Origin of the sequence: Centipeda infelix ATCC 43532, assembly GCF_000234095.1 — a bacterium.
Lineage (GTDB): Bacteria > Bacillota > Negativicutes > Selenomonadales > Selenomonadaceae > Centipeda > Centipeda infelix.
In genome coordinates this window covers 297,482-309,209 of the sequence record NZ_JH376800.1, presented here as the reverse complement: position 1 = coordinate 309,209, position 11,728 = coordinate 297,482, and the positions used below count along the sequence as shown (strand labels likewise).

11 protein-coding genes are annotated in these 11,728 nt (G+C 57.2%); 3 read left to right on the top strand and 8 right to left on the bottom strand.

From position 1 onward, the window contains the following. Positions 1 to 128 precede the first annotated feature (128 nt). Together HMPREF9334_RS10285 and map are read right to left on the bottom strand one after the other, a co-directional pair. Entirely contained in the window at positions 129 to 1,400 is a 1,272-nt protein-coding gene (locus tag HMPREF9334_RS10285; RefSeq protein WP_006693406.1) for a DEAD/DEAH box helicase, read from the bottom strand. Continuing rightward, positions 1,397 to 2,269: a type I methionyl aminopeptidase gene (gene map / locus HMPREF9334_RS10280; RefSeq protein WP_006693405.1), complete on the bottom strand. Its 873-nt coding sequence runs from the start codon at positions 2,267 to 2,269 to the stop codon at positions 1,397 to 1,399. The genes HMPREF9334_RS10285 and map overlap by 4 nt, the downstream gene beginning before the upstream one ends. A 179-nt stretch (positions 2,270 to 2,448) precedes the next feature. Here map and HMPREF9334_RS10275 point away from each other — a divergent pair, with 179 nt between their 5' ends. The 3 genes from HMPREF9334_RS10275 to HMPREF9334_RS10265 all read left to right on the top strand — a co-directional run bounded on the left by HMPREF9334_RS10275 (position 2,449) and on the right by HMPREF9334_RS10265 (position 5,277). After that, positions 2,449 to 3,312: a polysaccharide deacetylase family protein gene (locus HMPREF9334_RS10275; RefSeq protein WP_425358159.1), complete on the top strand. Its 864-nt coding sequence runs from the start codon at positions 2,449 to 2,451 to the stop codon at positions 3,310 to 3,312. Positions 3,313 to 3,405: 93 nt separating this feature from the next. Continuing rightward, positions 3,406 to 3,606, top strand: a complete 201-nt coding sequence (locus tag HMPREF9334_RS10270) for a hypothetical protein (RefSeq protein ID WP_006693403.1) — start codon at positions 3,406 to 3,408, stop codon at positions 3,604 to 3,606. A 282-nt stretch (positions 3,607 to 3,888) separates the two neighbouring features. Further along, the gene (locus HMPREF9334_RS10265; protein ID WP_006693402.1) at positions 3,889 to 5,277 is read left to right on the top strand and encodes a methyl-accepting chemotaxis protein; all 1,389 of its coding nucleotides are present in this window, start codon (positions 3,889 to 3,891) and stop codon (positions 5,275 to 5,277) included. Between the two features lie 69 nt (positions 5,278 to 5,346). Here the strand turns inward: HMPREF9334_RS10265 and HMPREF9334_RS10260 are convergent, their stop codons facing one another. Genes HMPREF9334_RS10260 through HMPREF9334_RS10235 form a run of 6 tightly spaced genes read right to left on the bottom strand, consistent with a single transcriptional unit; the run spans position 5,347 to position 11,724 of the window. After that, a complete protein-coding gene (locus HMPREF9334_RS10260) occupies positions 5,347 to 6,120 on the bottom strand; it encodes an ABC transporter ATP-binding protein (protein WP_039957529.1) in 774 nt (257 codons plus the stop codon). Between the two features lie 14 nt (positions 6,121 to 6,134). Beyond that, the gene (locus tag HMPREF9334_RS10255) at positions 6,135 to 6,929 is read right to left on the bottom strand and encodes an ATP-binding cassette domain-containing protein (RefSeq protein ID WP_006693400.1); all 795 of its coding nucleotides are present in this window, start codon (positions 6,927 to 6,929) and stop codon (positions 6,135 to 6,137) included. Then, complete coding sequence (locus HMPREF9334_RS10250; RefSeq protein ID WP_006693399.1) at positions 6,916 to 8,433, bottom strand: ABC transporter substrate-binding protein; 1,518 nt, start codon at positions 8,431 to 8,433, stop codon at positions 6,916 to 6,918. The genes HMPREF9334_RS10255 and HMPREF9334_RS10250 overlap by 14 nt, the downstream gene beginning before the upstream one ends. Positions 8,434 to 8,492: 59 nt before the next feature. Next, positions 8,493 to 9,320 carry an ABC transporter permease gene (locus tag HMPREF9334_RS10245; protein WP_006693398.1) on the bottom strand — a complete coding sequence of 276 codons (828 nt, stop codon included), beginning with the start codon at positions 9,318 to 9,320 and terminating at the stop codon, positions 8,493 to 8,495. Then, entirely contained in the window at positions 9,317 to 10,264 is a 948-nt protein-coding gene (locus HMPREF9334_RS10240; protein WP_006693397.1) for an ABC transporter permease, read from the bottom strand. Before HMPREF9334_RS10240 ends, HMPREF9334_RS10245 begins: the two co-directional genes overlap by 4 nt. Next, positions 10,261 to 11,724 (bottom strand): glycoside hydrolase family 32 protein, encoded by a 1,464-nt coding sequence (locus HMPREF9334_RS10235; protein ID WP_006693396.1) that lies wholly within the window; start codon positions 11,722 to 11,724, stop codon positions 10,261 to 10,263. Before HMPREF9334_RS10235 ends, HMPREF9334_RS10240 begins: the two co-directional genes overlap by 4 nt. Positions 11,725 to 11,728: the final 4 nt, after the last annotated feature.

Here is an 11,728-nt window from a genome sequence, read left to right as displayed (position 1 = left end):
GCTTTAATCTCATATTTGAGACATTTATGAACGTCCTCCCCCACACACGATCACTTGCTCCACTAAGGTTCACTAGGGGGGCTACACCACATTCTGCCCACACGACTGAGCGACGCATCAAATTGCCCTTACCGACGTTTCCGACTGCGCCGTCCAATATTCGTCACAGTCTTGCCCGACTTCTTACTGCGCGGCTTTGGCTTTGCGCTTTTCGGCGCAAACCGTTTCTGTCCCCCTTTTCGCTCTGTTGCCTGCCCGCCCGCCTCGTCAGGACGTGCAGGACGAGGCTTCTTCTTGACAGCCGTGCGGCGCAGGCGTTCCTTGAGTGCCGCTTCCATCTTGCGCAGCTTCTCGTGCTGATGCGCCGCAACGAACGTGATCGCCCGCCCCTTTGCACCCGCGCGTCCTGTGCGCCCGATACGGTGGATGTAGTCCGTGACGGTCGGCGGCAGATCGTAGTTGTAGACGTGGGTCACGCCCTCGATGTCAAGTCCGCGCGCAGCAATGTCGGTCGCACACAGAATTTGCAGCTTCGCCTCACGGAACTGCCGCAGGACAAACGCACGCTGCGTCTGGGTGAGATCACCGCTGAGGGCGTCAACAAGATAGCCGCGCCGTGCAAGTTCCATCATCAGAGCGCGTGTGCGTTCCTTCGTCGCGCAGAACACCATCGCAAGATAGGGTGCTTCCTCATTGATGGATGCGCAAAGGCGATCGATCTTCTCCCCTTCACGCACGGAAATAACAATCTGTTCAATATTTTCGAGCGTTGTCCGCTCGCCCTCAATATGGATGCGTGCGGGGTTCGTCATAAAGGTCTTCGTGAGCTGCACGATGCGTGCGGGCATAGTCGCAGAGAAAAGCGCGAGCTGGTAGTCCTGTGCCGTGTGTCCAAGTAGGGTCTCCACGTCCTCGATAAAGCCCATCTTGAGCATTTCATCCGCCTCATCAAGGACGATTTTGTTCACGTTGCCGAGGGCAAGCGTTCCGCGCCGCACATGATCGAGCAGACGGCCGGGCGTGCCGATGATGAGTTGGGGATGCCGGCGCAGCTTCTCCTTCTGCCGCTCGATGTCTGCCCCGCCGTAAATCACAATTGTCCCAACGCCAAGCTCCGCCCCGAGCGGCTCTGCCACGCGTGCAATCTGGATCGCCAGCTCGCGCGTGGGTGCAATGACAAGTGCCTGCGCGACCTCTCCCTGCGGTTTGATCTTTTCAAGCAGGGGCAGGAGGAATGCGAATGTCTTGCCCGTGCCCGTCTGTGCCTGTGCGATGACATCGCGCCCCGCACGCACGGGTGGTATTGCCTGCTCCTGCACGGGGGTCGGCACGGTAATCCCCTGTTTTTTCAGCAGTACGGCAAGTGTCTCTGAAACGCCGAGCTGATCGAAATGCGTCATGATGAAAGCACCTCTGCGCCCGTCTCCGTAATGAGGATGGTTTTTTCCCACTGTGCCGAGAGCGTACGGTCCTTCGTCCGCACCGTCCATCCATCGTCTTCGTCCACCGTCACATCGTAGTCACCCGCGTTAATCATCGGCTCGACCGTGAACACCATACCCGGCACCATGAGCATGCCCGTACCGGGCTCACCCACATGAGGAACGAACGGCTCCATGTGAAAGTCCTTGCCAACGCCGTGCCCGCCAAGGGCCGTGACGACAGAGTAGCCGTTTGCGTGCGCCCAGTCGCCGCACGCCGCGCTCACATCGCCGAGGAAGTGCCACGGACGCGCCGCCGCAATGCCGCGCTCCATACACTCCTTCGTCACACGCACAAGCCGCTCTGCCGCAGCAGGCACCTTGCCAACGAGGTACATACGCGAGGCATCCGCGTAGTAGCCGCCAAGGATGACCGTTGAGTCGACGTTGATTATGTCGCCTTCCTTCAGCACATCCTTCTTTGACGGGATGCCGTGACAGACCACATTGTTGATCGAGGTGCAGATGCTCTTCGGGAAGCCCTCGAAGCCGAGACAAGCTGGAATCCCACCGCGCTCCACGATGTAGTCGTTCGCTGCGCGGTCGAGCGTCTCCGTATCCACACCGGGACGCACGAGCGTCTCCATGAGATCGAGCACGCCGTCATTGATAACCGCTGCCCGCCGAATGCCCTCAATATCCGTCGCATTGTTGATGATCTTGCGCGGCGGGCGTACCTGCCCCTTGATCACATCGTAGCGGATGGACGCAATGCGTTCATCGAAGTCCGCATGACACTTCTTGTATTTTTTTCCGCTGCCGCACCAGCATAGTTCGTTTCGATTCATTCCTTCGCCCCTTTATTTATTGTTGTTACCTCTGCATTATAGCCCGAAAAACCTTTTTTATCAAAGACTTTTCACGATACTCTGCGGAAATGGAGTGCTTGACATAGCATAATGGTTGGGCTACACTTAACAAAATGTTATTTCTAAAGAGTCGCTGAGAAAATTATCAGTGCTCCCTAATGAAGAAGGTAATGTATGTGAAATGCTTCCGCAAGCGGCTGCTCTTTTCCCTGCTCGCCGTCTCTCTCCTGTTCCTCCTCATCGGCTGTGTTCTCATGCGCTCCGCCCCTGGTGTGCCGGTTCTCAACTATCATCAAGTCGAGGAGAAGAACGGCAACCCGCTCACACTCTGGCCCGACCAGTTCGAGACGCAGATGTCGTATCTTGCAGACGAGGGCTACACCACCATCACGATTGACGAGATGATGGACGCTCTCGAAAATGGGACACCGCTGCCCGACAAGCCCGTCATCATCACCTTTGACGATGGCTATGCGGACAACTACGAGTACGCCTACCCCATTCTGAAAAAGTATGGGTTCAAGGCGACCATCTTTCTCATCTATGACTTCACGAACGCCTACCCGAACTACCTGACATGGGATCAGATCAACGAGATGAAAGAGTCCGGGCTCATCCGATTCGAGAGTCACACGATGACGCATGCAAATCTCGCTGAGCTCACATCGACAGACGAACTGCGCCACGAAATTGCAGACTCGCATGATCTCCTCTCGGACAAACTCGGCTATGATATGCACTACATCGCCTACCCCGGCGGCCGTGTCAATGCGGAGATCGAAGAAATCACACGTGCGGCGGGCTATCGTGGGGGCTTCACCGTACACTATGGGCTCTCCACCCCCGAGGAAGGCCGTTACCAGATGGATCGCATCCCCATCTTCGGCGCGAATACGCACACCCTCACGCGCTTCAAACTACGCCTCGCGTTTGCTCCACTCATCGCGCCGCTTGAGGATCTGCGTCTCGCATTGCGTTCCTACGGATTGGACGAACTGGCGGGCTGGCTGCTGATCCCTTGATACTCTTTTGAAAAATCTGTAAAAGAACAGGACAACGAGAAAAAAATATGTTATAATACTGCCATTGGTTATTGTGTTTAAGGAGGGCTTTTCATGGATTTTGAAGCACTGGTCAAGGCAAAATTTGATGAAGCATATGCGGCATCGGAGCATCCGAAAAAATTCTTCCTAACGGAGAATGGGCGCGGCGTTGTCGATGGCGGCGAGATGTATAACGCCCTGCTCCACGATGTGCTCGACGTTGTGCAGAAGGCAATGATCGGCATCCTCAAGGACAGCCATCATACACACTGACACGCGAATACAGGAAGAACCGCACGACAGCACACCTGTCGGCGGTTTTTTTATGCGGCGAAAACAACATTGATAACCCCAATTTTTTTCTTTTCATGACACACGGATTATGGTATAATAGCCGCACCTAAAACGCAAACCGCGTAGTTGGCAGATTGCCCGAGCACTGTGAAGAGAAAGTTCGGAACGCATTCTAAAAAGAGATGGATCGGGGTTTGTATTATTTATTATCAGACTTTTGGGAATAAACAGTTTGATAAGCATTCAAAGGGAGGACGTATTATGTTTTTTTCATCGCGAAAGGTCGCAGAGGAACGACCGACAGCCACCTCCGAACAGGGCGACGCAAAAGCACTTGCGAGCTATCTGAACACCTTGATCGGCGGCGAACTGACTGCACGCGCCCCGAAACTGAAGGACGCTCAAATGCAGAATCTCGCACAGCTCGTCGAACAATTTGCCAAAAACCAGAGAGAAACGCTGACCGCCCTTTCCCTCGATGTCAACACATCGGTCTACGACACTGTACGCGCCTCTGCGCGCCTGAATGAACTCGCACGCGAAAATCGCATCGTGGAGACAAATGTCAAAGAGCTGCTCGATGCAGTCAACTCGATGACGGAGGATATTGTCTACCTTGCCGAGGCAACCTCGGAGACGGCGAATCAGACGGGACGCGGCAAGGAGTCGATGGATCTCACGCAGTCGAGCATCCAGACCGTTGCCCGGGAGACACACACGGCACAGACGGGGCTCACGAGTATGACGCAGGATGTCCATACCCTGCACGAGCGTACGGCAAGCATCGACAATCTCGTCGTCACGGTCAACAGCATCGCCGAGCAGACAAACCTCCTCGCCCTCAACGCCTCCATTGAAGCAGCGCGCGCCGGTGAGCACGGACGCGGTTTTGCAGTGGTCGCCGACGAGGTACGCAAACTCGCCGAGCAGTCCAAGAACTCCGTCGACGAGATCCGCGACCAGCTGACAAAGATCCGCACGGGTGTCGAGCAGATTACGAGCGAGTTCCAACATATGGACGAATCCTTCCGCGCCAACGTCGAAGCGGTAGGGCAGGCATCCGGTGAAACGGGCAAACTCACCTCGGTCTTTGACTCCATCAACAAGACGATCGACAACCTTGTACCGCTCGCACAACGCCAGTCCGCCGCATTCGAGGAGATGAACGCCACCCTTCAGTCCACCGTCGGTGATGTGGTACGCATGACGGATGGCTCAAAGAACTGCAACTACGGTCTCTATGACTCCACACGCAAGGTCAACGATGTACGCATGAAGATCGGCGCACTGAAGCTGGGCTTTGGTCCGCATGAGATGATCGAGTTCGCCAAGACCGACCACATGGTCTGGGGCATGAAGGTGCACCAGATGATCTGGGGCAATGTCGAGCTGAATCCTGCAGATGTCGAGAACCATGCCATCTGCCGTCTCGGAAAATGGTACTTCTCCGAGGGCAAGGAAAAATACGGTCATATGCCCGAATTCACAACGCTCGGCGTCGCACATGAGAAGTTCCACAAAGTCTGTGCCGCAACGATTACAGCATATAACAACAAACACATGCAGGATGTCGAACGGTATCTGGCAGAGATGGACAGCCTGTCCGAGGAGGTTCTCGACTGCCTCGACAAGATCAAGAGCAGAATCTGAGTATACGCACACGAACGAGGCCGCTGCACGAAGCTAAAACTTCGTGCAGCGGCCTCGTTTTATTATTTGTCAGACGCAATCATGCGGCAGCTGTGCTGCAATCAGCCGTCGTGTGAAGGGATGTACTGCCTCCTTCAGTGCCGTTGACGACAGTTCTTCGACGATTTCACCATGCTCCATGACAAGAACGCGTGTGGTCATCTTCTGCACAACCGCAAGGTCATGTGTGACAAAAAGCCCTGTAAACCCATACTCAGAATGCAGTTCGCGGATAAAATCCAGAAGAGCTGCCTGTGTAACAACATCCAATGCGCTGGTCGGTTCATCAAAGAGCAGCAGACTGGGACGAACAAAAAGTGCTCGGATCATCACTGCACGCTGAAGCTGCCCCCCGCTGAGCTGATGCGGCAGACGCTCTGCCGTATCGGACGGCAGGTGTGCACGCTCCAGCATCATATGCAGGGTACTGCGCTCCTCCCCGTCGGTGACAAGACCGAAACGGCGCAGCGGCTCAAGCAGAAACTGCCCGACCGTCATACGCGGACTGAATGCCTCGAGCGGATTTTGAAAGATCAGTTGGAGATGTCGGTAGACATCGCGCGGCCATCCTCTCTGCGCCGCTGTCAACGTCTGTCCCAAAAAGGAAATACATCCGTCAGACGGCGTTTCAAGTCCCGCAATCATCTGCAGGAGCGTCGACTTCCCACAGCCGCTTGCACCGACGATTCCGGTGATCTCTCCCGCATACAGGTCAAAGGACACCCCCCTGACCGCCTCGACGAGGCGCGTTCCCTCACGATAGGTTTTCTTTAGATCCTGAACGCGAAGAACATTTTCTTTCATACGCACCCCGATCCTCACGTCAAATACGGAACAGCATCCAGCAAGACCCTCGTATAGGGATGCGACGGCCGGTGCAGGACATCCTCTGCCCTGCCATGTTCAACAAATCTGCCGCTCTGCATGATGTAGATCGTATCCGCTACATAGGCTGCTGCGTCCATATTATGTGTCACAAAGACGATGGAGCAGCGCTGCTCCCCCGCCATACGCTTGAGCCGATCAAGCAGACTGCGGCTCGCAATGACATCGAGTGCGCTTGTCGGCTCATCGACCAAGAGGAGTTTCGGCGCGAGCGAGAGCGTCATTGCCGTGGCAGCGCGCTGACGCATACCGCCGCTGAGCTGGAACGGATACGCCTCCATGATCTTTTCGGGATCCTCCAGACTCTCACGGCGCAGAGCGGCAATCGCGGTCTCCCGCCAATCGCGTCCTGCACCGTGCGCCTTCAGATAGTCGGAGAACTGTGCACCGATGCGGCGTATGGGATTCAGATAGGCACCGGGATCTTGGAAAAGAACGGCGATGTCCCGCCCCATCAAGTCGCTGCGCACGTACGCGGCAGCATCGAGCAGCTCCGTCCCGCAAAAGGAGATCGCGCCGCCGTCGATGATGCCGCCGTCCGGCAGAACGCCGATGACGGCGCGCAGGAGGGTTGATTTCCCGCAGCCGCTCTCACCGACGACAGCTGCAATCTCACCGCGCCTGACCGCCATCGTCACATCACGCAGCACACAATGTGCATGAATGCGCAGTGTCAGGCGCGCAATCGAGAGCAGGGAGACTGATCCGTCCGCCTTACTTCCCGCCAATCGTCAGATCCTTCGTGATGAGGTAGTAGTCGATCGGGTGCATATAGACGCCCGACACCTTGCTCGTCGCGACAACTTGGTTCGCCACGCTGAACAGGAAGAGGCTCGGCGTATCCTGCAGCACGAGGTTCTCAATCTGACCGGCGAGTGCAAGGCGTTCCTTGGCATCCGCAGAGTCGCCCATTCGCTTCAGGAGGCTGTCAACCTCGGGGTTGCTGTAGTGGCCGACGTTCTCCTCACTGGTCGAGCGGAGCGTCTGATCCAGATACCAGAACGGATCATTTGTGCCGAGCGTGATCCAGTTGCTCTCCGTCAGGTCGAAGTCACGCTTCGTCTTTGCCTCCTCGGAGTTCTGGATGCGGCGGATCGTCGCCTTGATGCCCGCCTGCTTGAGCTGGTTCTGCAGAGCCTCGTAGATCTCGGACTTGCTGCCCCACGCATTGATCGTCAGCTCGAGTTCCTTGCCGTCCTTCGTCACATAGCCATCTGCATTCTTCGCGGTATAACCTGCGGCGGCAAGCTCCTCCGCAGCCTTTGCGAGATCCGTATGCTGACGCAGCGATTCCTGATACGAGGGTCCGAGGTGCGGCGGGAATACCGCCCCCGCGACAGCTGTGCCGTTCCCCTCGATCTTCACCAGATCATCGTAATTAACCGCATAGCTGAGTGCACGGCGCAGATGCGCATCCGCAAGCACGCGCTCGAGATTCATGCGGAACATATAGACACGCACACCCGTGATCTCATGGATCTTGTATTTGTCATTCTCAAAGAGACTGCGGCTCGCACTGTTGCACCGCTGGATGTAATCCACATCGCCCGCCTGCAGTGCCATCGCACGCTTGTTGTCATCCTCGATGTTCTTGACCGTGAGCGTGTCAAGCCCTGGTGTGCCGTCCCAATAGTGCTCATTCTTCTTGAGCTGAATCTCCTCGTTCTTCTTGAAGCCGACAATCTGATAGGGCCCCGTCAGCACAGGTGCGGAATCCGCTTTCGAGAGATCCGCCTTCGTGTTGATGATAACAAAGGCCGGCTCCGTCAGTGCCGCAACGAGCGCGCCGTACGGCTCCGTCGTCTCAATGAGGAGGTTCTGTCCGTCCACCTTGATCTCCTTGATCTTCGAGGACTTCTGCGAGCGCGGACTCTCCTTCAGTGTACGCTCGAGCGATGCCTTGACGAGCTCCGGCGTCATCGCCTCACCATCCTGGAACTTCACATTCTCACGGATGTGGAAACGCCACGTCGTCGGATTGACCGCCTCCCACTTGTCGGCAAGCTGCGGTGTGAACTCCATCTTGTCCGAAACTGTGACAAGCGTCTCACCTGCGCCGATGCGCGTCACCGTCCAGCCGTCCCACTCATGCGCCGGATCGACGGACTCGCCGAACCAATACAGGGCAGCATTCAGATGCTTGCCCGCAGCCTCCTGTTTCTCCGAGCCGCAGCCCGCGAGAAGCCCCATCATCAGGAGCATCAGAGTCATGAGCACATACAATTTTTTCATAGATTTTCTCCTTCTTTCTCCCAAAAACTACACTAAGACACGATTCCCTGTCATACACATCACCCCCCGGACGGATCCATTACGTCGCGCAGTATATCCCCCATATAGTTGAACAGAAAGATCGTCACAAAGATCGCCGCCCCGGGGTAAATCATGAGCTGCGGGGCGGTCTGCAAATAGTCGCGCGCGCCCATGAGCATCGTTCCCCACTCCGGATAGGGCAGAGGCACGCCGATGCCAATGAGAGAAAGTCCCGCAACCGTGAGCAGAATCTCTCCGATATTTTGAAAAATGAGCACCAAAAGGCGCGGCAGAACATTCGGCAGGAGGTAGGAGGACAGTGCGCCCCAAAGCCCTGCTCCACTGAACACCGCATACCGTGCATAGGGTTTCTCCCGCTCGGACTGCACGAGTGTGCGTGCAACGCGGGCATACTCCGCCCAATGCGTGAACGAGAGTGCGAGAATGAGATGCGGAATGCTCGGTCCGAGCACGCCGATCAGAGCGATGGAGACGACGAGCGACGGCATTCCCAGAAAGAAGTCCAGCAGTGCCGTCATGACGCGATCCGCCGTCCCCCGCAGGAATCCTGCGACCATCCCGACAGCGATGCCAAAAAATGCTGTGATTGCGACAATGAGTAGCGTGACCGACAGGCTGATCTGCCCGCCGTACAAGATGCGTGAAAGAATGTCGCGCCCGAGCTGATCCGTTCCGAAGAAATGCACCGCCGTGTTGCCCGTCAGACGCATCGTCAGATCCTGTTCATAGGGATCGTAGGGAGCGATATAGGGCGCAAGCACTGCGAGCAGTGCCCACACGATGAGCAGCATGCCGATGATGCAGAAATCCCGACGGCGCAGCAGTCTGCCCCACAGATAACTCATAGCTGACGCGCCCCCCCTTCCTGCATGCGGCGCGGATCCAAACGGAGACAGATGAGATCGGCGATGAAATTCATCACCACAAAAACCCCCGTCCCCCACAGGATATACGCCTGCATCAGCTGATAGTCCTGCGCGAGGATTGCCGTCGTCATCAGCTGCCCCATGCCGCGCCATCCAAAAATCGTCTCAATGACGGCAGAGCCGCCGAGAATATTCCCGAGCGTAAGCCCGAGCATCGGGACAAGCCCCGTCAGGGCATTCGGCATGATATAACGCCATAGGACAACATGAGCCGGCAGTCCGAGCGCATGCGCCCCAATCACATAGTTTTTCCCATGCTCCTCGAGCAGAGCATTGCGAAGGCGACGAATATAGAGCCCCGCAATCCAGATGGCGAGAGCCGCAGCCGGCAGGATCATCCCGCGCAGGCCATCCGTCGCCGTCACAGGGACGAGACGCAGATGAACGGAGAACAGCAAAATCAGCAAAAGGCCGACCCAGAAGGTCGGCAGAGAGATTCCTAGAAATGACAGGATGCGCGCGGCATGATCGATCCATGTTCCATGCCGATAAAAGGCAAGCAGACCGAGCGGAATTGCAGCCACTGCGGCAAACAGAACAGAGAGTCCCGCAAGCGCAAGCGTCCGCGGCAGTGCCTCACGCACCAAGTCCGCAACGGGAACACCATAGGCGATGGAGTAGCCGAGATCGCCGGACAGTATCCCGCACAGCCAGTGCGCATATTGAATGATCAGCGGCTGATCCAGTCCCAGCTCCGCGCGAAACTCCGCGACAAGCTGCGGGTCGGCGGGAACGCCCATCATGACAAAGTGAAGCGCGACAGGGTCGACGGGCGAGAGCTGCATGAGCACGAATGTCCCGCCGGTCATGGTGAGCAGCACGACCAGCATACTGACAAACCGCCGTAAGATGATGACGCTCATATCGTGCCCACTGCCTCGTAGTGAAACGGCTCAAGCTCCCAGAGCACGCCCGACAGTTGCTTCATGTCCACGTCGGAGAAGACGCGCAGCGTCGGCTGAATGTTCTTCTCGGGGAAGATGGCGATGGCCGCAGCCTCCTCGCCGTGCTGAAAGAACGCCTCGACGGCACCGTGGTCAACATACACCCGCATGGAGAGCGTATCCTCGGCATACAGCTTGAAGACGCGTTTGCCGCGCCCGCCGAGCTTCATGCCCGTGCGGTCGATGGTCATGACCTGCTCCAGACGATTGTAGCGGAAGACGAGCTTTTCAAGTCCGAAGACGAGTTCGACGGAGACCGTATGCGCCTCCCCCATCGTGAGATCGAGGATGAACTCTGTGAGATCGTAGAGGGTCGCAGAGAACTCGCTCTCCCCCTCCGCCTCCATCGTGCGCTCGGTCTCACGGTGGCGCAGTGCCTTCAGCTCACGCGCCGGCTCTGAGAAGATATGCCCCTGCCGCAGTGTCAGCACGCGCGGGAGCGTCAGGCTATGCATCCAGCCCTCCTCCCGTGTCGGGTAGTCCTGCTCGCGGTCGGGCATCCCCATCCAGCCGATGAGGATGTGCCGCCCCTCGTGCGTGACGATCTGCGGCGCATAGAAGTCAAAGCCGTGATCGAGCTCCTTAAACCGCCCGTGCATCAGCATCTCCATCGCATCCATCGAGGCGTGTCCTGCGATGTAGCCCGCCTGATAGACGTTCTGGCGGTCGTAAGCGCGCGCCTCCACGCCCTGCGGACAGAAGACGAGCACATCGCAGTCGCCGAACGAGAGGAGATTGGGACACTCCCACATATAGCCGAAGTCCTTCAGCTGCGTGCGGAGTTCGCCCAGACACTCCCAACGGATCGGTGCCTCACGGTAGACGAGCACGCAGCCGCGCTCGTCCTGTGTCTGTGCGCCGATGATGAGGTGGCGCACGCCGCCCCGCTCAAAGAGATAGGGGTCGCGGAAATGCGCCGTAAAGCCTGCAGGCGGGCCGTCGATGATGATCTCCTCTTTTTTGACCGCGCCCGCAGCCTTGGTAAACGTGCCGAACCGCTGCACAGAGCTGCGGTTGCCCTGTTCATCCTTTGCATTGCAAGTATAGAGGATGCGCAGATGCCCGTCCTCCTCCGTGCCGCAGCCCGAGTAGCAGCCGTCCTTGTCGTGCTCGTCCGTCGGCCAGAGCGCGAGCTGCGGGATGCTGTAGGTGCAGAAATCCCGTGTCTTCGTGTGCGCCCATGATTTATTCTTGTGCGCACAGCCGAACGGATTCCACTGGTAGAAGATGTGGTATGCGCCGTTATGGTAGGTCATCCCGTTCGGATCGTTGATGAGGCCGAACGGCATTTCGAGATGAAAGCGGTTGTGCCAGCGGTGCGTGAAGGGGAATCCCTCCGCAAGCCGCGCGTCGACTGCCCGCTTGTCAAAGTTCTCCACAGTG